Source organism: Lysobacter sp. A421, assembly GCF_054052145.1.
In genome coordinates, this window is sequence record NZ_JBSVRL010000004.1 from 153,891 (window position 1) to 180,670 (window position 26,780).

8 protein-coding genes and 1 tRNA gene are annotated in these 26,780 nt (G+C 64.7%); 4 read left to right on the top strand and 5 right to left on the bottom strand.

Annotation, left to right across the window (positions count from 1 at the left end; all coding sequences use genetic code 11):
• Window positions 1-28: 28 nt before the first annotated feature.
• Window positions 29-1,249, bottom strand: coding sequence for an NnrS family protein (locus ACW7G6_RS12175; protein ID WP_456979993.1), 1,221 nt, complete (start codon window positions 1,247-1,249; stop codon window positions 29-31).
• Window positions 1,250-1,717: 468 nt separating this feature from the next.
• Here ACW7G6_RS12175 and ACW7G6_RS12180 point away from each other — a divergent pair, with 468 nt between their 5' ends.
• Window positions 1,718-4,735 carry a S8 family peptidase gene (locus ACW7G6_RS12180; protein ID WP_456998356.1) on the top strand — a complete coding sequence of 1,006 codons (3,018 nt, stop codon included), beginning with the start codon at window positions 1,718-1,720 and terminating at the stop codon, window positions 4,733-4,735.
• A gap of 89 nt (window positions 4,736-4,824) precedes the next feature.
• On the opposite strand, the gene ACW7G6_RS12185 is transcribed toward ACW7G6_RS12180, so the two are convergent.
• The 3 genes from ACW7G6_RS12185 to hemN form a co-directional block, all read right to left on the bottom strand.
• Window positions 4,825-7,122 (bottom strand): nitric-oxide reductase large subunit, encoded by a 2,298-nt coding sequence (locus tag ACW7G6_RS12185; RefSeq protein ID WP_456979991.1) that lies wholly within the window; start codon window positions 7,120-7,122, stop codon window positions 4,825-4,827.
• 169 nt (window positions 7,123-7,291) lie between these two features.
• Complete coding sequence (locus tag ACW7G6_RS12190; protein ID WP_456998357.1) at window positions 7,292-8,056, bottom strand: helix-turn-helix domain-containing protein; 765 nt, start codon at window positions 8,054-8,056, stop codon at window positions 7,292-7,294.
• A gap of 7 nt (window positions 8,057-8,063) precedes the next feature.
• Window positions 8,064-9,455: an oxygen-independent coproporphyrinogen III oxidase gene (gene hemN / locus ACW7G6_RS12195; RefSeq protein WP_456998358.1), complete on the bottom strand. Its 1,392-nt coding sequence runs from the start codon at window positions 9,453-9,455 to the stop codon at window positions 8,064-8,066.
• A 689-nt stretch (window positions 9,456-10,144) separates the two neighbouring features.
• Between hemN and ACW7G6_RS12200 the strand changes: the two genes are divergently transcribed.
• Together ACW7G6_RS12200 and ACW7G6_RS12205 are read left to right on the top strand one after the other, a co-directional pair.
• Window positions 10,145-18,259 (top strand): DUF7507 domain-containing protein, encoded by an 8,115-nt coding sequence (locus tag ACW7G6_RS12200; protein ID WP_456998359.1) that lies wholly within the window; start codon window positions 10,145-10,147, stop codon window positions 18,257-18,259.
• Window positions 18,260-18,281: 22 nt separating this feature from the next.
• A complete protein-coding gene (locus ACW7G6_RS12205; protein WP_456979987.1) occupies window positions 18,282-21,956 on the top strand; it encodes a hypothetical protein in 3,675 nt (1,224 codons plus the stop codon).
• A 164-nt stretch (window positions 21,957-22,120) separates the two neighbouring features.
• Here the strand turns inward: ACW7G6_RS12205 and ACW7G6_RS12210 are convergent.
• Window positions 22,121-22,197: transfer RNA gene (locus ACW7G6_RS12210), tRNA-Met, on the bottom strand.
• Between the two features lie 250 nt (window positions 22,198-22,447).
• Here ACW7G6_RS12210 and ACW7G6_RS12215 point away from each other — a divergent pair.
• Window positions 22,448-26,731 (top strand): autotransporter domain-containing protein, encoded by a 4,284-nt coding sequence (locus ACW7G6_RS12215; protein ID WP_456979986.1) that lies wholly within the window; start codon window positions 22,448-22,450, stop codon window positions 26,729-26,731.
• The last annotated feature ends 49 nt before the right edge of the window (window positions 26,732-26,780 follow it).

The following is a 26,780-nucleotide window of genomic DNA, read 5'->3' on the forward strand; positions in this document are numbered from 1 at the left end:
CGGTCGTGGTGACGGTGGCTGCTGGCCGTCAACCCGGCCTGCCATCTGCGCGGGGACTCAGGTAGATGCGTCCGATCCGCGCCACCCAGGGCACGAAAGCGACCAGCCAGCCCAGCCCGGCCACAGCCTGCCATGCGCCGGCATCGGGCAACACCTCGGCGCCGACCCGCATGACAGTCACGACCTGGATGGCGATGAATGCGAACCATGCCACGCCCGACATTTCCAGCGCGCGGCCGGCATGGCCCTGGGTGACCCGGGTCACCATCGCAATGAGGACACTGCCGAAGAAGCCGACGAACAGCGCGTGCGCCGGACCGCGCCCAAGCCAGTAGACGTCGGTCATCGCGTGGATGATGCTCTGCGCCGAATACAGTGCGAAGGCGATTGGCAGCCACGCCAGGCCAATGAACAGCACCGACAGCAGGCCCGGTTGCTTGCCACGCGGCCACCAGCGCCACAGCATCATGGTGGTCAAGGCCAGCAGGGGCAGGTCGACCAGCCATAACCAGCTGTAGGCGTGCAGCAGGTCCAGCGCCAGATGACCCAGCACCAGCGGCCAGAACACTCCCAGCAGCCACATCGGTCGCCACGGCTGGTAGCCCGGCACGACGCGGCTGGCAAAGAACGGGAACATCCGGTGGGCAACGGTCAGGTACACCGGCAGCAGCAATCCGAAACTGCCGATCTTGATGCTGGCGAACAGCCATGCCGATGATGCGCCAAGCAGGAATGCGCCCCACGCCAGTACGCCGATAAAGCCCAGTAGCAAAGCCGCGAAGCATGACCGTGCATGCCAGGTGACCCCCTTTTCCCGCCACAACAGCAGCCCCAGGGTCAGCAGGCCAACCAGCCAGCCAGCTGCGGTCATCCACATGCCGATGACGACGCCGGCCTCCCAGCCCAGTGCGCCCAGCAGCGTCGCGATCTGGCCACCGAAGAGACCCAGGCCTACCGGGATATATCGCCAGCGATCAATCTCCGGCAGGCCGAGCCATTTTGGGAAGGTGGTCAGCAGGAAGCCGAAGAAAAAGCTCGGCAGCACCTGGTATTGCATGACGAAGGCATGGACCCAGCCGGCATACGGCTGCGACTGCGGCATCGTCCAGGCCGGCCAGCGCGCCGCCAGCAGCCATGCGGCCCACCACGCCATTGCGATCAGCACGTTGGTCGCACCAATGAAGAACATCAGCCGGTGCGGGGCGGTGCCCAGCAGGCGGGGCGAAAGGCGATGCGCTCGGGTGTTCATGGGCGGAGTCTGGCGCGTCGGCGACGGCGGGGCATTGATCCAGGTCAGCCCGCGGCTGGGGAGCACCGAGTTGTGCGCCGCTGGTGCATCGATCGAGCAGCCAGTAGCTGCGTACGAGTTGGACTTACTGCGGCGACCGTGCGCCAGATGCCTGGTATCGCTGTCGCGACGTCGCAGGGCGACCATTACGAAGCAATTGGAGTGCCATGACTCTTCTTGTTGACGCCCATATGTGAGCAGGTAGCCACCTTTCGTGATGTTCTGGCAGGTCGACATTCTCCAAAGCGGTTGACTGTAGGCCATCCACGCGATGAGGGACGGGGCCAACGTGGCATGCGTTGCATCTTATGAGTGGCGTGGGCCGCGCGCCAACGGCGCATGGACGTAGCGCTTGGCCCATGGTTAAATCACGCGTTCGACGGCTCAAGGATCCTGCTGGGGAGTGGGGGTGGGCCGTTCGGGGGCGACATGAAAAAGAAATTTTTGCGCGAGCCGATGGCTCGGGCGGTGATGCTGAGCCTTGCGCTGACGATGGCCGGGTGTGGCGGTGGCGGTGGGGGTGTGCGCAGCGATCCGCCGCCCGCGGGACAGCTTCCCACGCCACCCGACGTGCTGCCGCCTACGTCCCCCGTTGAGCCGCCGGTGACGCCTACGCCCCCCGTTGAGCCGCCGGTGCCGCCTGCCCCCGCTCCGTTGTTGCCGGCGGGCGAACTGGTGATGCCCACGCGGTTACAGGAGCCTCCGATGAATGGTGCCGCCCATCTGCAGGTCATCAATGCCGTCTCCGCGCATCTGAACGGCAATCGCGGCAACGGGCAGTTCATCGCCCTGTACGACTCGGGCGCACGGGGCGGCCACCCGGCCCTCGACCAGCACCTGTGGTGGGGGAACGGTTCTGACCTGGTCGACTGGTCCACCAATGACTACAAACAGGACGATGCCAACGGCCACGGCACATCAACCGCCCTGGTCGCCATCGGCAGCCCACAGGGTGACTGGGCTGGCGGTGCCGCGCCCGACGCGAACCTGCACGTGATGCGGATCATCCCCGATCGTCCCACCGACGGAAATCCGTTCGGCCAGCCCACCGTGGAAGACGGAATCAGCGCGCTCGAACGCGGGCTAGCCAGCAAGAGTGCATTCACCCGCGCAGCGGGCTTCACTTGGGACGGCAATTTCCGATGGCAGGCCCCGGCCATCACGCAGCGCCTGTTCGATGCGTTCGAGGCCTACGTCGACTGGTCGGCCGATTCGCCGTCGTACGACGGTCTGGTGGTGTTCGCCGCAGGTGATGGTGGCAACGCTGATCCGACTCAGATGGCGAGCCTGCCGAGCCTACCCGGTGCGCCGGCATCGCTTTCGGAGCACTGGATCACCGTCGCCGCTGTGGAAACGGCGCGTCCCGATCGTCTGGCTGCATACTCCAACGGCTGCGGCGTGGCGATGGACTACTGCGTGGTGGCACCGGGCGACGTGACGCTGGTCGGCAACGCCGATACGGCAGGCAACCCCAGCTACTGGTCAATGACCAGTACACAGGCAGCGTCACCGCTGGTGCTCGGTGCGGCGGCGATGGTGTGGCAGGCGTTCCCGCTGATCAGCGGCGAACAGGTCCGCGATATCTTGTTGGGCACGGCGACTGATCTGGGCGTGCCGGGGCCGGATCCGATATTCGGCCAGGGACTGATCAACGTCGAGAAAGCGCTGCGCGGTCCCGGCCGGCTCGACTGGGGCGACATGGATGTGTGGCTGCCCTATGGCGAACAGATGACCTGGTGGAACGACATCTCTGGCGGCGGCGGCATCAGCACCTCGGGCGACGGCTGGCTCAGCCTGAGCGGCAACAACACGTTCACCGGTCCGTTGCACTTGACCAACGGTTCCGTGGTGACCATCAACGGCCGCATGGGCGCGGACGTGACCATCGACGCGGGCACGCAATTGTATGCCTGGGACGTGACAGTCGAAGGCGATGTGGAAAACCACGGCAATCTGTCAATCAACACCAACAACAACCCCAAACAGCCAACGACATTCAAGGGCAACGTTGTTAGCGATGGCGTGCTCTACAACGGGCCGATGCCGAGCACGACGCTGGAAGGCAACCTAGAACTGCGCGTGCCAGGCCGGTACTCGATCTACCTGGGCAATGCGCCGCTGCACGTGAAAGGCCGGGCTAACATCGACGGCGAGCTGTACGTCGCGGCCACGGCACCGGGCTATGTGGCGCGAAGCAACACTGAGGTACTGGTCGCCGACGGCGGCGTGCACGGCGTGTTCTCCAGCCTCCATGCGCCCATGAGCTTGATGCTGCAAGCGACCATCGGTTACGACGCCAACCGGGTCTGGCTCGATGTCACGCAGGTACAGGCGACGGCGCTGAGCGGCATGAACTTCACGCCCGCCAGCTTCAGTGCCGCGCAGCGCGTGGACAATGCGCTCGACACGCTCAACGGAATGGCCGCCATACCGGCAGGAGCGGCGGGTTACCATCCGGTCGACACGTTTGCCGATGCGGCCGGCGTGCTCCAGCGCATCGACAGCCGGCAGGTGTTGCAGGACTCGCTGGACAGTCTGTCCGGCGAACTCCATGGGGCCGACATGACCTTTGCGATGATGGCCATCGACGGCAACCGTCGCAAACTGGAGTCGCGCGTGGATGAACTGGCCAACGGCCGTGCCGGCGTCTGGTCAGACACGCAGCAATCGCATCGCCAGTTCGGACGTTTCAGCATGCAGTCCCAAGGGTGGGCGATGGGCGTGGATGTCCAGCGCGACGATCGCTTCACCATCGGTGCGGCGTTGTCGCAGAGCGACGGTACCGGGTACCACGCGCAGCGCCGCGACCGCGAGCAGAACCGCCAGACCGAGGGTCAACTCTATGCCACCCGGGGCCTGGGCCGAGGCTACCTGCTCGGTGCTGCGTCGTTCGGGCAGATGCAGCGCTGGACACAGCGCGACGTGCTGATCGGTACGAACGCATTCCGGCTCGATTCCGACCACACCCAACATTACTTCACGGCCGGCGTACAGGCGGGTCTGACCTTTTCCTGGAACACGGGCCGGGCAACGCCGTACGCCGGCGTGCAGAGCGTGCAACTGGATCGCGACGGCTTCGAAGAGTCGGGTGCCGCGGGTTTCGGCCTGAGCACGGCCGACTCGACGTTGCGCGCCAGTCAGGCACTGCTTGGCGCGCGCTTCGATCAGGACGTCAACTTCGGCTGGAGTGCGTGGACACTGCGTGCGCGGATAGAATGGCAGCACCTGCTGTCGCAGGTGGGCGAGGATATCCAAGCGCGATTTTCCGCAGTGGATGCGTGGGCACCGATCGGCGGCGAGGGACTGGGCCGCGACGTGGGTGTGTTCGGATTGGGCTTCGACGCGCGGTTCGGTCGTCGTGGCAGACTCGGCTTGAACCTGGATGCGCGTCGCGAACACGGCGAGACGTTGACCGGCGCAATGGCGACCTGGTCGGTGACCTACTGAGACGGAGCTGCCTCTCCCCTCAGTTGGGAGAAGAACCAAAAAAAGGGCGACCGAAGTCGCCCCTTGGTGTTACCCGTTGCCGCTATGGATCAGCTGCTGCGCTCCGCCTCCAACACTGCCGGAGCGGGCTTGTTGACCGGACGCGGGCCCAGCCACAGCGAGACCACGAACAGTGCGATCAGGAATGCACCGATCGCGAACACCGTGTCACCCGGCACCCGCAGCCATACCAGCAGGTCGATGATCGGGCGGTTCATGAACTCCGCCGAGCGTGCATACCAGTAGCCGTGTTCCAGATTGGCTTCCAGTTGCAGCACGCCCATCGGCAGCAGGGTCAGGAGGGTCATCAGGGCCAGTCCGATATTCAGCGACCAGAAGCCGCTGCGGATCAGTCCTTCCATCCACACCCGCTCGGGCCTCAGTCCGCGCAGGCAGTACAGCATCAAGCCGATACCCAGCATGCCGTACACGCCAAACAACGCGGTGTGGCCGTGGGCGGCGGTGATGTTGGTGCCCTGCATGTAGAACAGCGCCAGCGGGGTGTTGATCAGGAAGCCCAGCAGTCCGGCACCGATCAGGTTCCAGAAGCTGACCGCGAGGAAGAACATGATCGGCCACTTGTAGCGTTGCATCCATGGCGTGGCGCGGCTGTTCCTCCAGGTCTCGTGGGCCTCCAGTCCGATCAACGCCAGCGGCACCACCTCCAGCGCCGAGATGCTGGCGCCCAGTGCGATGACGCCGGTAGTGACGCCGGCGAAGTACAGATGGTGGAACATGCCCAGCACGCCGCCGGACATGAACACGATGGTGGCGAACAGCACGTTGATCGTCGCCGACTTGCCGCGCACCAGCCCCAGCTTGACGAAGATGAAGCTGATCACCGCGACCGCGAACACCTCGAAGAACCCTTCCACCCACAGGTGGACGATCCAGAAACGCCAGTAGGTGACGATCGAGATATGGGTGTCCTCGCGCCACATCAGGCCGGCGGCGTACAACAGGCCGATTGCCACCGTGGACAGGAACAGCAAGCCGGCAATCGAGGACGTCTGGTCCTTGCGACGCATCGCCGGCCACAGCGCGCGGCCCAGCAGGACCACCCACAACATCAGCCCGATGAACAGGTAGATCTGCCAGAAGCGGCCGATATCGGTGTATTCCCAGCCCTGGTGGCCGAACCAGAAGTTGTTGGCGAGCCCCAACTTCTGCATCACCGCGAACCACTGGCCGGCAAAGGCGCCCACCACGATGATGATCAGGCTGATGAACAGGAAGTTCACCCCGAATTTCTGGTACTTGGGCTCATGCCCCGAGATCGCCGGGCCGAGGTACAGGCCGGTGGCCAGCCACGCGGTTGCGATCCACAGGATGGCCAGTTGCGTGTGCCAGCTGCGGGTCACCGCGTAAGGCAGGTAGTTCGCCAGTTCGAAGCCGTAGGCCTGCTGGCCTTCAATCTGGTAATGCGCGGTGGTCGCGCCCATCAGGATCTGGAACAGGAACAACGCCATCACCAGCCAGAAGTACTTGGCCGTGGCCCGCATTGATGGGGTGACCACGATCTTGGCGACCGGATCCTCGACGGGCGGCACCAGTGGCTTTTCCTTGCCGTGATAAGCCGCGTAATGCCAGGCCAACAACGCGATGCCGGCAATCATGAACAGGATCGAGAACATCGACCACATGAAGCTGCTGGAGGTCGGCTTGTTGCCCACCAGCGGCTCGTGCGGGAAGTTGTTGGTGTACGACTTCACGTCGTCGGGGCGGTTGGTCACCGTCGCCCACGACGCCCAGAAGAAGAACCCGGTCATCAGGCGCCGGTGCTCCTCATCGGGCACCGGGTTCTCGCGCAGCGCGTAGGCTTCGCGCAGATGCGCGGTTGCCGGATCTGCGGAAAACACGCTGATGTAGTGCGCCGCGACCTGCGAGATTGCCTGCGCACGCTCGTCGGAGATGACGATGGTGCCGGTCTCGGGATCGTAGGTATTGCGACGGATCTCCGGTTTGATCTCCGCCTGCAGCTTGGCTTGGGTGCTGTCGTCGAGCTCCTCGTAGGGTTTTCCGAACTCGGACTGTGCGCGCAAATCCAGCCAGGCCACGACCTCCAGGTGCAGCCATTCGGCCGACCAGTCCGGAGCAATCAACGCGCCGTGGCCCCAGATCGAACCGTTCTGCTGCCCACCTATGCTTTGCCACACGTGACGGCCGGTCAAGATCCCGTCGCGGGTGTAAACCACCTCGCCACTTTCGGTCACGACCTGTTCCGGCATCGGCGGTGCCGTCTGGTACAGGTCCTTGCCGATCCACAACATGATGCCGAAGCTGACGACCAACAGGGCCCCCAGGCCCCACCAGAGTCGCCTGGTGATTAGCACGCTTTTTGGTTCCATAGCACTCGTTCTCCGGACAGATGCCGCATCTTCGCCGGTTGCCGGCGCGGGCACGTTGATTTGAGTCAAGCTTGGAGCGCCATTCCCTTCGGCGTGTCTTGCTTATACCAGTCCGGCGGCAGTTTGTTGCTGCGTCGCCGGACATCACCGGCGGCAAAGGCAACGCAGCTCAGCGATGCAGTATGGGATCGGCCAGCGCTTCGAGCCGGTCGCGATCAAGCAATTCCAGTTCGCGTCGATCAACCAGCAACAGGCCATCCTTCTGGAACCGACGCAACACCCGGCTCACCGTTTCCGGCGCCAGGCGCAGGTAGTTGGCGATATCGGTACGCGCCATCGTCAACTGGAACCGGTTGGCCGAGAAGCCACGCGCGGCCAGTCGTCGCGACAGCCCGATCAGGAACGCGGCCATGCGCTGGTCGGCCGTCCAGTCGCCGGCCAGCATCGCTGCACGGCCGATGTCGCGGCTGAGCAGCCGGAACAGGTGGTGTTGCAGGCCGGGCAGCTTGGTTGCCAATACCGCGATCTTGGGGAACGAGAACCGGCACAGCATCGCCGTGTCCAGTGCGACCGCATTGCACGGATAGGTCTCGCCATCGATCGCGTCCAGGCCGATCACCTCGCCGGGCAAGTAGAAGCCCAGCACGTGTTCGCGCCCGTCGCGGTCGATCATGTAGGTCTTGACCGTGCCCGCCCGCACCGCCGCGATGGCCTCGAACGGGTCGCCCTCGCGGAAGATGTGGTCCCCGGCGTGGTACGGGCCGACATGCTCGACCAGTACGTGCAGGTCTTCTAGCGAGCGCTTGTCCATGCCCTCGGAAAGGCACGCCTGGGAGAATGCGCAGGTCGAGCAGAATGTCAGCTCGTCGCCGTCATCGGCCAGCGTGCTCGCATCCTGCCGCGGAAATGCGATCGGGCTCACCCGCGCCTCCATGCTGCGCTCAGATGGCGCGGGAGAAGCGGGGCGAGGCGGTGGGCTGGGTCAGGTAATGGTCGAAGCACATGGCTATGTTACGCAGCAAAAGCCGGCCGCGCGACGTTGCGACGATGCGTCGTGGCTCGATCCGCACCAAGCCATCGTCGATCAGTGGCTGCAGCTGTTCAAATGCGTCGGCGAAGTATTCGTGGAAGTCGATCAAATACCGCCGCTCCAGCGCGTCGATCGGGATCTCGCCCTGGCACATCAGGCGCTGGATCACGTCGGCACGCAATTGGTCGTCCTCGCTCAGGCGCATGCCGCGGAACACCGGCAGCCGGCCTTCGTCGAGCGCGACCTGCCAGCTCGGCAGGTCGCGCGGGTTCTGGCTGAAGCTGTCGCCGACATGGCTGATGGCACTGACGCCCAGGCCGACCAGGTCGGTGTCGGAATGGGTGGTGTAACCCATGAAGTTGCGATGCAGGCCGCCGCGATCCTGCGCCGTGGCGAGATCGTCGTCGGGCAGGGCGAAATGGTCCATGCCGACATAGCAGTAGCCGGCGTCGGTGAGTTTCTCGATCGCCAACTGCAGCAGCCCCAGCTTGACGTCGGCCGAGGGCAGGTCGGCTTCGTTGATCTGTCCCTGGGCCTTGAACAGGTCGGGCAGGTGCGCGTAGCTGTATACCGCCAGCCGGTCCGGCCGCGCTTGGATCACCGTGTCCAGCGTGCGTGAGAAACCGGAGAGACTCTGCTTGGGCAGTCCGTAGATCAGGTCGACATTGACCGAGCGCATCCCGTGCTTTCGGCAGGCCTCGATGATCGCCACCGTCTCGGCGACCGACTGGATGCGGTTGACCGCCTCCTGCACCGTGGGGTCGAAGTCCTGCACGCCCAAGCTGGCGCGGTTGAAGCCGATCGCGGCCAGTTCGCCGACATCCGCCGGCGAGATGAAGCGTGGGTCCAGCTCGATCGACAGGTCGCGCTTGGGCGAGTCGGAGAAATGGAAATGGCTGCGCAGCGAGTCCACCACCTCGCCCAGTTGCGTCGGCGACAGGAAGTTCGGGGTGCCGCCACCGAAGTGCAACTGGATCACCTCGCGGTCGCGGTCGAACAGCGCCGCGGTCATCGCGATTTCGCGGTAGAGGCGTACCAGGTAGGTTTCGCCGCGAGCCAGGTCGCGGGTGATGATCCGGTTGCAGCCGCAGTAGAAGCACGGGCTCATGCAGAACGGCACGTGCACGTACAGCGACAGCCGGCGCGGGATCGGGTCGCCATTGCTGGCCATCACCGCCTCGCGCAGCGCCTCCTCACCGAAGGTGGAGGAGAACTGCGGCGCGGTCGGGTACGAGGTGTACCGCGGCCCGGGCCGGTCGTAGCGCTGCAGGAGCGCCGCATCGAAGAGCAGGGGGCTGGACATGCGGGTCAGGCTATCCAGCGGCCTCGCCGCGCGCCTTGATCGGCGTCAAATGACTGCGGGAAAGAGCGTCTTCGGCTTGCGGATGCGGGTTTGGTCAGACCAACTCGGCAGTGGGGTATAGCTCACGATCCTCGCGCCCGCAGGGAATCGGGCTGGCCGCGGATCTTTTCACCCCGGCGTCGGCTGGTGCATGGGTCTATCGCTTGCGTCGGACGATCGTAGCTTTAGGGACGGCGTACGCGCTTTGAAGCTTCCATAGGTGGCGTTTCAGATACACCAGCCTGACTGACGAGGGCATTGTCTGACGAGTTAGGTTAATATCCGGCCCAAATCGGGAAGCAATCACCACGAATCGTGGTGCTAAATGGAAGTTCGCGCCTGTCGGGCGGTTCGACAAACCCTGGAAAGCCTCTTTCGGCGGGCCAATTGGCCCGCCGAAATAACGTTGCGCGAGCGCAGCAAACGAAAATGATGGAACAGGGTGAAGCGTGATGGCTCGGAAGTCTCTTTGTGGCGGTGGATTTTTTGCCAGTTGTCGCGCGGCAGCGTGGAAGTTACTCCAAGTGAGCAGGCCTGCTTTACGGCGGAGCGCCCCGTCGACCGCACGCCGCAGCTGGACGCTCGCCTGGGTTGGGACGCTGTTGTGGCTGGGGTTGGCGGCCCCGGCGACCGCAGCCAACGAATGCCGTATGGCCGATCCCAACTCGAATGGTGAGCATGTCAGCGAAATTTGCTGGCTGCAGTTGGACGGTGTCACGTTGGGTGCCAATGGCTCGACACCGCTGACATTCGATCTCCCGGATGGCTCGACCATGCAGGTCACGGTCGTTGTTGCCAACCTGAGCGGGAACGGCTTGGCTGCCGTCCAGGCCCCGAGTTGGACCGGTTCGCAATTCAGCGGAAACACCGATTTTTACACCATCTATACGCCCAATAGGGCGGTTTTGCAGGGCAATGGAAATAACAATACGAGCGTGACGCTGCAGGATATCCGGCTGTTCAATCCGGTGGGCGTCGAGGAGACCAATGCGTTCGAGCTGATCCTCGCTGACGGCGAGAGCACCAACACCGGAGAGTCGCTGGATTTTGGCGTCGTCGCGGGCGGAACCCCCCTGCAACTTCTCGAATGGTTGGGAGCTAGTCCCAGCAACCACTTGACCATCAATACGGTGCCTACTGGGTGTGGCGGCGTAGGAGCTGTCGACTGCAAGCGCCTGATCGGAAAGGGCGGAACCGCCAATGCGGCCGTTTTTTCCACGACTCGAACCGGCACTCCATTCTCAGTGGTGGGCCAGTTGCATGCCGTTAGCGGCAATCAAGGCTTCGCCTTCGGGGTGCGCTGGGGCGGCGTGAAAGTACGCAAGCTGCTGCCGGAAGGCCGCATGGAGCCGCAGGATCAATTCGACTACAGCGTTGCCAACGTCAACATGGTTCGGATGGATGGCAATGTCACCTCGGGTGCGGCAACCGAGTACCCCTACGTAACCGGACAAGCGGTCATGCCCGGCAACACCATTACGCTGCAAGAGGTGATGGTTGCCGGAAGCCCGTCGAGGCTGGAGCAATACGACAGCACGATCAGCTGTACCAATAGCGGTGCTTCCAGCACGGCGTTGCCCAGCGGGCCCTATAACCCGGCCAGTCCGCCAACCATCGACCTGGCGAACAAAGGCGACAACGTTGCCTGCGACATTATCAATATCCCCCGTGTCGTCGACCTGAAGGTAGTCAAGACGGCGCCGGCAATGGTGGGGGCTGGGGAGGAGTTCGATTACACCCTGACCATCAGCAACAACGGTACCCACACCGCCACCGGTGCGAAGTTCACTGACAACTTGCCTGCCGGAATGACCATTGACGCGGCCGATCTCACTTGCGGCAGCGCCCTCAATGGCGCTGTTTGCGGCGTACTGGGTACTGCGGTCGCCGGCTCTGTCGTGACGGGATCAATCCAGAGCCTGCCGGCGGGAAGCTCGGTTGTCATAACCATTCGTGCAATCGCACCAACAGTGGCTGGGGATATAGAAAATAGCGCCGTCGTGGAAGTCGATTCCGTGCTCGATACAACGGTTGGCGAACCCACGGACAGGCGTGGGGATAACAGCGACTCGGTCATCACCGAGGTCGCATTGGCGGACTTTACGCTGGCCAAGGCGGCGAGCGTGGCGGACACCAATGGCAACACGGTGACCGGTGACGAAGGTGACGTGATCACCTACACGTTTGCCGTGACCAACACCGGCACGATGGACCTGACAGATGTGGTCGTCAGCGACGTAAACCTGCCGGGTCTGGTGTGCACGATCGCCAGCCTGCCGGTGGGCGCGACGGACATTGCGTGCGCGCCGAGCAACAACACCCACACGATCACCGCGGCCGATGTGACCGCGGGTCAGGTGACCAACACCGCGACCGCGACCGGTGTGCCGCCAGGCACGCCGGGGGCGATCCCGCCGCCGACGCCGAGCAGCCCGCCGGTGGACACCCCGACGGCGGGTCCGCCAGTGGCGGACTTCACGCTGGCCAAGTCGGCGAGCGTGGCGGATACCAATGGCAACACGGTGACCGGTGACGAAGGTGATGTGATCACCTACACATTTGCGGTGACCAACACCGGCACGGTGGACCTGACCGACGTCGTGATCAGCGACGCGATGCTGCCGGGACTGGTGTGCACGATCCCGGCCTTGGCGGTCGGTGACACGCAGAGCTGCACGCCGAGCAACAACACCCACACGATCACCGCGGCCGATGTGACCGCGGGTCAGGTGACCAACACCGCGACCGCGACCGGTGTGCCGCCAGGCACGCCGGGGGCGATCCCGCCGCCGACGCCGAGCAGCCCGCCGGTGGACACCCCGACGGCGGGTCCGCCAGTGGCGGACTTCACGCTGGCCAAGTCGGCGAGCGTGGCGGACACCAATGGCAACACGGTGACCGGTGACGAAGGTGATGTGATCACCTACACATTTGCGGTGACCAACACCGGCACGGTGGACCTGACGGATGTGGTCGTCAGCGACGTAAACCTGCCAGGCCTGGTGTGCACCATCGCCAGCCTGCCGGTGGGCGCGACGGAAATTGCGTGCGCGCCGAGCAACAACACCTACACGATCACCGCGGCCGATGTGACCGCGACTAAGGTGACCAACACCGCGACCGCGACCGGTGTGCCGCCAGGCACGCCGGGGGCGATCCCGCCGCCGACGCCGAGCAGCCCGCCGGTGGACACCCCGACGGGGGGGGCGCCAGTGGCGGACTTCACGCTGGGTAAGGCGGCGAGCGTGGCGGACACCAATGGCAACACGGTGATCGGAGACGAAGGTGACGTGATCACCTACACGTTTACCGCGACCAACACCGGCACGGTGGACCTGACCGACGTGGTCGTCAGCGACGTGATGCTGCCGACTCTGGTGTGCGCGATCCCGACCCTGGCGGTCGGTGATACACAGAGCTGCGCCCCGAGCAACAACACCTACACGATCACCGCGGCCGATGTGGCCGCCGGTGAGGTGGTGAACACCGCGACCGGTACCGGTGTGCCGCCAGGCGCGCCGGGGGCGATCCCGCCTCCGACGCCGAGCAGCCCGCCGGTGGACACCCCGACGGCGGGTCCGCCGGTGGCGGACTTCACGCTGGCCAAGAGTGCGAGCGTGGCGGACACCAATGGCAACACGGTGACCGGTGACGAAGGTGACGTGATCACCTACACATTTACCGCGACCAACACCGGCACGGTGGACCTGACGGATGTGGTCGTCAGCGACGTAAACCTGCCAGGCTTGGTGTGCACCATCGCCAGCCTGCCGGTGGGCGCGACGGACATTGCGTGCGCGCCGAGCAACAACACCTACACGATCACCGCGGCCGATGTGACCGCCGGCACCGTGACCAACACCGCGGCCGCGACCGGTGTGCCGCCAGGTACGCCGGGGGCGATCCCGCCGCCGACGCCGAGCAGCCCGCCGGTGGACACCCCGACGGTGGGTCCGCCGGTGGCGGACTTTACGCTGGCCAAGTCGGCGAGCGTGGCGGACACCAATGGCAACACGGTGACCGGTGACGAAGGTGACGTGATCACCTACACATTTACCGCGACCAACACCGGCACGGTGGACCTGACGGATGTGGTCGTCAGCGACGTAAACCTGCCAGGCCTGGTGTGCACCATCGCCAGCCTGCCGGTGGGCGCGACGGAAATTGCGTGCGCGCCGAGCAACAACACCTACACGATCACCGCGGCCGATGTGACCGCGACTAAGGTGACCAACACCGCGACCGCGACCGGTGTGCCGCCAGGCACGCCGGGGGCGATCCCGCCGCCGACGCCGAGCAGCCCGCCGGTGGACACCCCGACGGGGGGGGCGCCAGTGGCGGACTTCACGCTGGGTAAGTCGGCGAGCGTGGCGGACACCAATGGCAACACGGTGGCCGGTGACGAAGGTGACGTGATCACCTACACGTTTGCCGTGACCAACACCGGCACGGTGGACCTGACGGATGTGGTGGTCAGCGATCCGATGCTGCCGGGCCTGGTGTGCACGATCCCGACCCTGGCAGTCGGTGATACGGACATTGCGTGCGCGCCGAGCAACAACACCTACACGATCACCGCGGCCGATGTGACCGCCGGCACCGTGACCAACACCGCGACCGCGACCGGTGTGCCGCCAGGCACGCCGGGGGCGATCCCGCCGCCGACGCCGAGCAGCCCGCCGGTGGACACCCCGACGGAAGCCACACCGGTTAGTAGTCTTACTTTGGTCAAGAGCGCGGGCACCCCGAGCGGCAACGCCGTGGGCGACAGCATCGAGTACAGCTTCCTGGTGACCAATACCGGGAATACCCGGCTTACTGATCTGGTCGTTATCGACGACAAGCTTGACGTGGAGCCGATCTGCTTGGCAACGATCCTGGAGCCGGCAGAGAGCACAACGTGTACGGGTGTGTACGTGCTGACGCAGGCGGACGTTAACGCGGGTCAGGTGATGAACAGCGCGACTGCCGAGGCAACCCCGCCCACCACGCCGTCCAACCCGACGCCGCCGCCGGTGGATAGTCCGCCGTCGACGACGAACACGCCGATTGCCAGCACCCCGTCGATGACGGTGGTGAAGAGCGCGGCCGCCCCGAGCGGCAACGCCGTGGGCGACACGATTGATTACAGCTTCCTGGTGACCAACACCGGCAACGTGACGATCGACGCCCTGGTGATCAACGATGACCAGCTGACGACGCCGGCCGTGTGCCCGGTGACGACGCTGGCTCCGGGCGACACGACGACCTGCACCGGCACCTATGTGCTGACGCAGGCGGACGTGAACGCGGGTCAGGTGGTGAACACCGCGACTGCGGCCGGCACGCCGCCGGTCACGCCTGGCAACCCGACGCCGCCGCCGGTGGATAGTCCGCCGTCGACGACGAACACGCCGATCGCCAGCACCCCGTCGATGACGGTGGTGAAGAGCGCGGCCGCCCCGAGCGGCAACGCCGTGGGCGACACCATCGATTACAGCTTCCTGGTGACCAACACCGGCAACGTGACGATCGACGCCCTGGTGATCAACGATGACCAACTGACGACGCCGGCGGTGTGCCCGGTGACGACGCTGGTTCCGGGCGACACGACGACCTGCACCGGCACCTATGTGCTGACGCAGGCGGACGTGAACGCAGGTCAGGTGGTGAACAGCGCGACTGCCGAGGCAACCCCGCCCACCACGCCGTCCAACCCGACGCCGCCGCCGGTGGATAGTCCGCCGTCGACGACGAACACGCCGATTGCCAGCACCCCGTCGATGACGGTGGTGAAGAGCGCGGCCGCCCCGAGCGGCAACGCCGTGGGCGACACGATTGATTACAGCTTCCTGGTGACCAACACCGGCAACGTGACGATCGACGCCCTGGTGATCAACGATGACCAGCTGACGACGCCGGCGGTGTGCCCGGTGACGACGCTGGCCCCGGGCGCGGAAACGACCTGTACCGGCAGCTACGTGCTGACACAGGCCGACGTGAACGCGGGTGAAGTGGTGAACACCGCGACCGCGACCGGCACCCCGCCGGTCACGCCAGGCAACCCCGCGCCGCCGCCGGTGGATAGCCCGCCGTCGACGACCAACACGCCGATTGACGCCGACCCGACCATCACGTCGAACAAGGTGATGTCCGGCAATGCCGACGAGGACGGCAGCGGCACGGTGACCGTTGGCGACACGATCACCTACGCCGTGACGGCGACCAACACCGGCAACGTGACGTTGACGGACGTGACGGTGGCGGACAGCAAGATCGTCCCCGCCACGATCACCTGCGGCACATTGGAGCCGGGTGCGGCATGCGTACTCACTGGCGCCTATGTGGTGACCGTAGAGGATGCCCTTGCCGGTGTAGTGGTCAATACCGCGGTGATTACCGATGGCAAAGCCTGCCCGGTGGGCTCCACCGCCGAGGCCTGCCAGCCAACCATCGAAGTGCCTGTGGTGGTGCCGGAAATCAGCGCGGACGACAACAGCGACATCACGCCGCAGAACACTCCGGTGACTACGTCAGTGCTGGTCAACGACAGCCTCAACGGTTCCCCGATCGAGAATCCGCAGGACGTGTCGGTAACCGTAATCGCTCAACCTGAGCACGGTGAAGTTGTGGTCAACCCGGACGGGACGATTACCTACACGCCTGTACCGGGGTACTCCGGCACTGATACCTACCAGTACGAGATCTGTGAGGCGGCCAACCCGTCAAACTGCGCCATCGCGACGGTGACAATCACCATTTTGCCGAACGTGGTGGAAGCGATCGACGATGCCGAAACCACCAAATCGGGCACGCCGGTCAAGATCATGGTGCCCGGCAACGACACCAGCATCGGAGCCCCGCTGGATCCGGGCTCGGTGACCCAGGTCAGCCCGCCGTCCCATGGCAGTATCACCATCAACCCGGATGGCAGCATCAGCTATGTGCCAACTCCGGGCTTTGCCGGCGAGGACAGTTTTGTCTATCGCATCTGCGATGCCTCGACACCGACTCCGGTGTGCGACGAGGCGACGGTCACGATCACGGTGACGGGTGAAGCTTCCTTGCGCCTGAGCAAGGCCGCCAGCGTGCGGGAAGTGAAGATTGGTGACCTGGTCCGTTACACCTTGAACGTGGAGAACACGGGTGTGGTGGATGTCGCCAACGCGATGGTGCTGGATACGGCACCGGCCGGATTCAGCTATGTCGAGGGTTCGCTGACGGTCGCTGATGGCGACAACGCCGGCACGGTCGTCGGTCAGAGTCCGCTGCGCTTCGAGGGACTGGATATCGCGATCGGCCAGCGCGCCACGCTGGTGTACCTGATGCGGGTCGGTGCGGGTGTCCGTCCGGGCAGCCACATCAACCAGGCCCAGGCATATTCCGGCGATGGCGAACAGCCGCTGTCCAACATCGCCACCGCGGAAGTCGCATTGACCGCCGACGCGGTGCTGGATGACAGCCTGTTGCTGGGCACGGTGTTTGATGACCGTGACGGCGATGGCTGGCAGGACGGTGCCGCGCTGACCAAGTTGCATGTGCAGGGTGGTTTCTCGCCGGCTGCCTATATCGCGGGCTCGACCACGGTCGACCGTGGCCAGGGGCCGGTAGCGGAGCCTGATGCCAGCTCGCCGATGCTTCACGGCATCCGGGTGGGTGAGATCAGCGGGCGTGGATCGCTGGCTGACCCGGTGGATAGCCATCGGGTGGTGATCAGCCAACGACTGGACAAGCTGAGCTTCACGAATGACTTCGTAATGACCAGCGCGCAGGGCGTCACCGTACGGATGGATGCGGGTGGCAAGACTACGGTCGAGCAACGCGGGGATGCCGCCAAGGGCCTGACGGCCGCGGCGCCTGTAGTGGAGCGTCGTGTCGCGCAGGTCGACGCTGGCTATGCGGTGGATTACGTAATCACCAACACCGGTATCGACGAGCGCGGGGTCCCGGGAGTCCGGATCGCTTCGGTGGAAGGCCTGTTGATCGAGACTGACCAGTTCGGTCGTTATCACCTGGCCGGAATCGCCGGTGGCGACTGGGCACGTGGCCGCAATTTTATCCTCAAGGTTGATCCGTCGACGTTGCCGCCGGGAGCGGAGTTCACCACCGACAACCCGCTGGTACGGCGTATCACTCCGGGTTTGCCAGTGCGCTTCGACTTCGGTGTGAAGCTGCCGGTGGAGGAGATCCCTGGCGGTGAAGAGCAGGTCGAGATGATGCTGGAGGAGATGTTGTTCAGCCCCGGCAGCGCACAACTCCGGGATATCTACCTGCCCGCAATCGGAGAGTTGGCTACCAAGTTGGTCCAATACGACGGCGGCGAAGTGGTGATTGATGCGAACGGTGGCGAGGCTCTGGCGTTCGAACGCGCTTCTACGGTGAAAGCGGCGCTGATGCAGCTACTGCCCGAGCAGGTGGCTGGAAAAACATCGATCAGCGTGCGTGCCGATGTGGACGATGCCAGCACCCGGCTGGTTGGCTTTGACGGCGATGACACCCTGCTGGGGACGGTGTTGTTTGATACCGACAAGTCCACGATCCGGCCGGAATTCAACGCACTGATTGCGCAGGTTGCCGCGGAGCTTGAACGCCGCGAGGGCGGGACGGTGGTGCTGGTAGGCCACACCGACGTGCGTGCGTCAGCTGAGTACAACGCCGCCCTGGGTTTGCGTCGGTCCAGAGCAGTTTACGAAGCCATAGCCGAGCGATTGAGTCCCCAGGTCCGCGCCACGTTGCGTGTGGAATCCAGCAACGATTCGGCAGCCCCTGCTGCTGGCAAGAACTGAGGGGCGAGTCATGAAAATTAAAATGAAACTGTTGGATTGCGCTCTCATCACCCTGCTGGCCGGCATGGCCGGATCGGTTTCCGCGCAGGAAGCGGGGGTTGTCGACAGCGATGTTGCGGCAGGCACCGTTGTATGCGGTGATGAAAGCTGCCGCGGCGATGATGATGTCCTGTTGTTCCAGTTGCGTACCCGCGGCCTGGATGAGCCAGCGACCCACGGTACCGACCTGCACTCCTCGTCGAATGCGCTGGAGCCGGACCGCCGGGTGGAGATCGGCCTGCAGCAGCCGGGCAAAGCCACCGTAGCGGGAAAGTTCACGATGACGCTGCCCAATGGCGGCATTATCTGGGCGACCGAAGATCCCACGCTGGGCCAACCCGAGCTGTCGATATCGGCGCCATCGATGGTGGCTTTTGATGGCCGCCGCATCACCGAGCCGGTGGCGTTCTTCGTCCGCAGCAACTACCCGAGTTTCATCGAGCGTTACGAGCTGACGCTCTACCGCGCCGCCGATGGCGATCTGATCGACCCGATTGCGCAACTGCCGATCGATGTCGCCGCCGTGTCCAACATGGACTGGAATGGCGAACTTCCATCCCGGTTCAAGCACCGTGCTGGCGACGAGCTGGTGTACGTCTTGCGTGCCTATGACAAGGATGGGCGCTTCGACGAGACCCAGCCACGCACCCTGCAACTGGTCACGCCGGAAGAAGCGGCGCGTGGTGCCAGCATGATCCGCGACAACGTGGAGAAGTCGCTGGGAAGCGCGATGACGACCGAACAGGCGCAGATGCAGAGTCTGGTTGACAGCGTATTTGCCGCCAATGGGCTCCGCCAGCAGAACATCCCGATCCACGGCTCACGTATCCGCATCCAGGGGCGCGACCTCCCCGACGGTTACGCGCTGAAGATCAATGGCGATACCTATCCGGTCGATATGGAGCGCAAGTTCGTAGCCGAATTTTTGGCTCCGGTAGGCAATCACCCGTTCGCATTGGAGTTGCAGAAGGGAACCGACAACACGCTGAAGCAGACGCTGGATGTCGAGGTGTCAGGCAAGTACCTGTTTGCGGTGGCGTTGGCGGACATCACCGTCTCCGAGAACAACATCAGCGGGTCCACCACGCCATTCGACAATGACCGCCGCTACCAGGACGACATTCTCAGTGATGGCCGCCTGGCGTTTTATGGCAAGGGCAAGTTTGCGGGAAAGTACCTGGTCACTGCCCAGGCCGACACCACCCAGCGTGACCTGAAGCATCTGTTCAGTGGATTCACCAACGCCGACCCGCAGGATATTTTCCGTCGTCTGGATCCGGACATGTACTACCCGGTCTACGGTGATGACTCCACCACCTATCGTGACGTGGACACGATGGGACGCTTCTACCTGCGTGCGGACTGGGACAAGAACCAGGCGCTATGGGGCAACTACGGTGTCGGCTTCACCGGGACCGAGTACGCCCAGTACGTGCGTTCGCTGTACGGCGCGGCGCTGGATTGGCGATCGATGGGTAACAACGCCTGGGGCGACCCCGGTAGCCAGCTGCGGGTATTTGCGTCCGAGGCGCAGACTTCGCCGGGGCACAGCGAATTCATCGGTACCGGCGGCAGCTTGTACTACCTCAAGCACACCGATGTGCTGCCCGGCTCGGACGTGGTGGTGCTGGAAGTACGCGACCTGACCACCGGTCGGGTCGAGAACCGCATCGACCTGGTGCGCGGCGCCGATTACGAGATCGACGAATTGCAGGGCCGACTGTTGCTGACGCGACCCTTGGCACAGGTCACGCTTGAAAACAGTCCTACCCTCACGCGTGACGCGCCTCTGGACGGCCTGGAGCAGCGCCTGATGGTGGACTACGAATGGGTGCCGTCGGGATTCGATTCGGATCAGGTCACTGCCGGCTTCCGTGGCAAGCACTGGTTCGGCGATCATGTCGCAATCGGCGCGACACACGTCGACGAGAATCGCGCCGGGGATGATTACACCTTGGCCGGTGTCGACCTGACCTTGCAGGCAGGAAAGGGTACCTACCTGAAGCTGGAGCACAGCCAGACCGAAGCCACCGGCGCGCCGGTTTTCTTCTCCGACAATGGTGGCTTCACCTTTACCCAGCTCAACCCGGTAGGTCCGCGCGAGGGCGAGGCCAGTGCTGCCGAAGCGCGGTTGAACTTCAAGGAGCTGGGTATCACCGAACAGGACTGGAGTACGGGTGCCTGGTGGCGTCGCGTGGATGCCGGCTATTCGGTGTCGCGCCATGACATCGGTAGCCAGATCGAAGAGTACGGCGCGGAACTGATTGGCCAAATCAATCCGAGCCTGGGTATCTACACCCGTGCCAGCCGTGCCGAGCGCGGTGCAGAAGCCTTGACCCAGGCGCAGCTCACCGCGGAGTGGCGGATCAACGACGACAGCACCTTGAGCGGCGAAGTCCGCCGAGTCAACGAGGATCGCGTGACGGGTGACATCAGTGGTGTGCTGGGCGCACTGAAGTACAGCCAACGTGTCGGCACCGCACTGGAGTTGTATGGCACCGGCCAACTCACGCTGGACGATGATGGCGGCAAGTACGCGGCAAACGACGCGCTGATCGTGGGCGGCAAGTACCTGTTCGGGGACTTGTCCACCGTGGGGGCCGAGGTCAGCACCGGTGACCGTGGCGACGCCGCGCAGGTCAACGCCGAGTATCGGATCGATCCGGACCACAGCCTTTACGGCGCATACACCCATTCGACCGATCGAACCGAATACGACCCGTTGTTCAATGCCAATCGCCAGAATGGCTGGACCCTGGGGCAGCGTTGGCGCCTGTCCAATCAGGTCAACATGTTCAACGAGAGCCAGTTCCTGAAGACGCCCAGCGCCTCGGGTCTTGCCCACACGTTCGGCATGGATTTCTATCCGGCGCAAGGCTGGAACCTTGGTTTCACGCTGCAGGATGGCGACCTGACCAATGCCGATGGAGACAATGTCGATCGTCGTGCGGTCAGTGTCAGCGGTGGCCGGAGCTCGCCGGGCACGGATTGGCAGACCAAGCTGGAATGGCGGCGTGACACCGGTGCGGAGCAGCGCGAACAGTGGGTTACCACCAACCGGCTGATGCACAAGGTCAACGACAGCTTGAGCCTGGCGGCACGCGTGAACTACTCCGAGACCACCGACAAGCTGGACGTGCAGGCCGGCGCCAGGTTCGCGGAAGGCAACCTGGGCTTTGCCTACCGTCCGTGGAACAGCACCCGCTGGGGCCTGTTCGGCCGTTACACCTACCTCTACGACCTGTCCACATTGGGCCAGGTCGGTGGGGCGGACTACGACCAGCGCTCGCAGGTGCTGTCGCTGGAAGGCGTGTACAAGCGCGACCAGCACTGGGAATTCGCCGCCAAGCTGGCCCGTCGCGAAGGCGAAGTGCGCTACGGCCGCGGCACCGGTGCCTGGGCGGATTCGGCAACCACGTTTGCTGCCGGACAGATCCGTTACGAGTTGATCCAGCAGTGGCATGGACTGGCGGAGTACCGCTGGCTGGATGTCGACAATGGCGGCACCAGACAAGGCTGGTTGGTCGGTCTGGACCGGGATCTGAATCGGCACTTCCGGCTGGGCGTCGGCTACAACTTCACCGACTTCAGCGATGACCTGACCAATTTTGATTACGACCACAAGGGCTGGTTCATCAACTTGGTGGGTAGCTACTGACGGGAGTCACCCGTATCGCGAGGCATGGATGCATGCCTCGCCCACACCCGGCCGCTATGCAGCGGCTGGTGAGGCAGCCGTTTGTCTCGGTTTGCGGAAACAAAAAACCCCGCAATTACGCGGGGTTGGCTGTGCCCTGGTCTCGCTCCAGGGTGATCATCACGTGGTGGCTATGGGTGGACTCGAACCACCGACCCCAGCATTATGAGTGCTGTGCTCTAACCGGCTGAGCTACATAGCCGCGCGGAGAACCGGGAATTCTTCCTGATTCCGGCCCGTGTGTCAATTGCCGCAACCGTGCGTTGCGCCCATGTTCAAGCAAACCCGCCACGCTACAATTTCCGTCGCATCGCATCGGGTACAGGCGTGATGCGACGCAAATTGCAAAGCCACCGTCGGCCCGCTGTGCCGGCACCGCGGATGGAGTCGTGACTCAGGCAGGGTCGGTACCGTCTCCACGGTTAAGGGACCAACTGGGGGAGGGGAATGCGATGAATCGTGATCTGGCCGGATGGCTGCGTAGTGCACTGATCCCGGGGTTGCTTGGGCTTGCCTGCTGGGCTCCGCAGGCGTCGGCATCCTCGTTCTGCCAGGTGATCAACAATCCCGACGGCACGCCGCGCAGCGGCAGCGTTGCCGATGGCGGCAGTGTCGACCTCAATGACGTCTCGTGGGCATCGAACGTCGGGGACACGGTCTCGTTCGAGATCTCCAATATCACCGCGGGTTCAACCGGATACTTTTCAGGCGCCGATATCTCCACCAGCTTCGACGATGCCGGCGCATTCCAGGAAACAGTCGGGAACTACTACTCGGGAGGTGCCGGCAGCATCTCGCTCAGTTCCGACACGGGAGGGTTCGACTACACCATCAGTTGTGCATCGGCGCTGCCGGTGCTGGCCAGCGTGAGTCCCGACAGCGGTGAGGTCGGCACCAGCGTCACGCTGAGCGGGCAGGCGCTCTATGGCTTCGACACTGAATTGTCGATCACCATCGGTGGCGTTGCGGCCACCATCACCGAGAACAAGGGCGATACGGTCACCGTGACCGTGCCCGCCAGTCTCGCCGCCGGCACTTACGACGTGAGCGTCACCACCGATGCCGGTAATTCCTCGCTGCCGGGCGCATTCACTGTTGTGGCTGCCGACAACACTCCGCCCGTGGTCACGGCGATTGACCGCCTCGATGCCTCCCCCACCAACGCCGGCAGCGTGCGTTACGCGGTGTCCTTCTCCGAGGCCGTCACCGGCGTGGACGCGGCCGATTTCGCGTTGGCCGCTAGCGGCACGGCGGCAGGCACCGTCGCTTCCGTCACGACCACCGATTCCAGCGATTACACCGTCACCGTCAACGGCGTTGCCGGTGACGGCAGCCTGCGGCTGGATCTCAATGGCAGCGGCACGGGCATCATCGATGACGCGGGCAACGCCGCGGCCGGCTTTACCGGCGGGCAGGCGTATGCCGTGGACAACACGGCGCCGACGGTGACGTCGGTTTCCGTGCCGGCCAATGGCCGCTACTTCGAGAACGACAATCTCGACTTTACCGTCCACATGAGCGAAAGCCTCACCGTCAACACGGCTGGAGGAACCCCGCGCCTGGCATTGACGCTGGGTGCCGGCACGCGATATGCGAGCTATCTGACGGGCTCCGGGACCAGCGCGCTTCTCTTTCGTTACACCGTTCAGTCCGGTGACCGCGACGACGATGGCGTGGTGTTGGGTGCGTCCATCGAGACCAACGGAGGGACTCTGCGCGACGCCGTCGGGAACGATGCTGCACCGGCACTCAATGCCGTGGGCGACACGAGCGGCGTGCTGGTCGGGAATAGCGCGCAGACCATCGATTTCGGCACGCAAGCTGCACAGTCGTTCGTGTCCGGCGGTACGTTCGCACTCGACCCGGTGGCGACGGCCAGCAGTGGCCTGCCGGTGAGTTACACCACGCAGACCGCGGCCGTATGCACCATCAGCGGCACCATGGTGACGATGCAGTCGGCCGGCACCTGCACGATTGCCGCAGACCAGGTGGGCGATGCGAACTACGAAGCCGCGCCGACGGTGACGCAGGACATCGCGATCGGCCAGGCGGCGCAGGCAATCACCGCGTTCGTCGCCGATCCGGCGGCGCCCGCATTCGTGCCCGAGGGCACGTTCACGGTGTCGGCGACCGGTGGCGCATCAGGCAATCCGGTGCTGTTCGGTACGGCGACGCCAACCGTCTGCGCCGTCAGCGGCAGCACGGTGACGATGCAGTCGGCCGGCACCTGCGCCCTGACCGCCGACCAGGCCGGCGATGCCAACTACAGCGCGGCACCGCAGGCGAGCCTGGATGTCGTCATCGGCGCGGGCAGCCAGGCGATCACCTTCGGCGCGCAGGCGGCGCAGGCGTTCGTTGCGGGCGGCACGTTCGTGCTGGATCCGGTGGCCACGGCCAGCAGCGGGCTGCCGGTGAGCTACGGCAGCCAGACCGCCGGCGTATGCACCATCAGCGGCACCACGGTGGCGATGCAGTCGGCCGGCACCTGCACCATCGCCGCTGACCAGGCGGGCGATGCCAGCTACGCCGCTGCGCCGACGGTGACGCGGGACATCGCGATCGGCCAGGCGGCGCAGGCGATCACTGCGTTCGTCGCCGATCCCGCGGCGCCCGCATTCGTGCCCGAGGGCACGTTCACGGTGTCGGCGACCGGTGGCGCGTCGGGCAATCCGCTGCTGTTCGGTACGGCGACGCCAACCGTCTGCGCCGTCAGCGGCAACACGGTGACGATGCAATCGGCAGGGACCTGTGCCCTGACCGCCGACCAGGCCGGTGATACCAACTACAGTCCGGCACCGCAGGCGAGCCTGGATGTCGTCATTGGCGCGGGCAGCCAGACGATCACCTTCGACGCGCAGGAGGAGAGGACGTTCGTCGGCGGTGGCACATTTGCACTCGACCCGGTGGCGACCGCCAGCAGCGGGTTGCCGGTGAGCTACACCACGCAGAGCGCGGCCGTATGCACCATCAGCGGCAGCACGGTGACGATGCAGTCGGCTGGCACCTGCACCATCGCCGCCGACCAGGCGGGCAGCGACGACTACGCGGCCGCGGCGACCGTGACCCGGGCCATCGCGATCGGCAAGGCCGCGCAGGCGATTACCGGATTCGTCGCCAATCCGGAGGCGCCAACCTTCGCATCGGGCGGCACGTTCGCGGTATCGGCGACCGGTGGCGACTCCGCCAATCCGGTGGTCTTCACCAGTACTTCGTCGCAGGTCTGCGTCGTCAGCGGCAGCACGGTGACGATGCAATCGGCCGGCACCTGCGCGCTGACCGCCGACCAGGCCGGCAACGACGATTACGCCCCGGCGGCGCAGGCCACGCTCGAGGTAGCGATCGCCGCAGCTACGCCTACTTTGGCCTGGATCGAGGACCTGCAGAAGGTCCTGGGCGAGCCCGCATTCGACCTGCCCGATCCGGACAGCGACAGCACCGGCGCCTTCAGCTTCGAGAGCAGCAACGCGGAGGTGGCGACGGTGAGCGGGTCCACGGTGACGATCGTTGGTACCGGTACGACCATGCTGGTGGCCACGCAGGCGGCGAAAGGCAACTACACCAAGGGCACCGTGAGCCTGATCCTTGCCGTGATGACGCGCCCGGACCCGACGCTCGACCCGGAAGTGGTGGGCGGCCTGCAGGCGCAGGTGGACGCCAGCGTGCGCTTTGCCAATGCGCAGCAGGACAACGTCCGTGGCCGCCTGCGTCAGCTGCGCGACGGGCGCGGTAACCCTTCGGCCAACAACGTGACGTTCAGTGCGAGTGCGGGCCACGGTTCGGGGCTGTCGCTGGGTGCGGAGCAAGTAGCCGGTGGCATGCCCGCCCTGGCGCACGGCTGGGGCCTATGGATGGCCGGCACGATATCGCTGGGCGAGCGCGACACCCGCGGCGGGGCCAACGGCTTCGATTTCCGCAGCGACGGCGTGACTCTCGGCGTGGACCGCCTGTTCGGCGAACAACTGGTGCTGGGCGTGGCCGGTGGCCTGGGCTGGAACGACACCGACTTCGATGACTCACCCTCGCAGCAGGAGGCGCGCCAGCGCAGCGTGGCGTTCTACGGTCTGTGGCGTGGCGACGGTCCCCTGTTCGTCGACGGTCAGTTGGGACTGGGACGCCTGGACTTCGACCTCTGGCGCTGGAGCACAGTAGCCGATGCCACCGCCCGGGCGAGGCGCGATGGCGACCAGCTGTTTGGCGGGCTGACCTTTGGCTACGAACACGCCGGCGAGCACGGCCGCCTGGCCGGATACGGCCGCTACGACGCGAGCCACACCACGCTCGACGCCTACCGTGAACGCGGGCTGGGCATCTACGACCTTTCCTACGACCGGCAAACGATTGACAACAGCACGCTGGCGCTGGGCGTGGAGGGCAGCCATCAGTTCAAGACCGCCGCAGGATCGCTGCGACCGTTCTGGTCGGTCGAGTACCGACAGGCGCTGGAAAACCGTGGCGACGCACGGCTGAACTACGTGCTGCTGCCGGTGGCGCAGGACTATCTGCTGGGCATGCGCAGCTACAACGACGACACCCTGGCCTTTGGGGCCGGACTGGATATCGATCTGGACTCGGGATGGAGCCTGTCGTTCCTGCTGCGACGCGAACAGTCATCGGGAGTCGGCTCCGCCAACAGCTTTGGATTGCGTTTCTCCCACGGGCAGGCGTCGACTATGCCCCGCGGCCTGGACCCCACACAGACCCATGACCCGCGCTGGGGCCAGTCGATGCAGCCCTAGATACGCAGGCGTGCACGAGGGCAGGGTCGCATCCACTCCACCCTTGTCG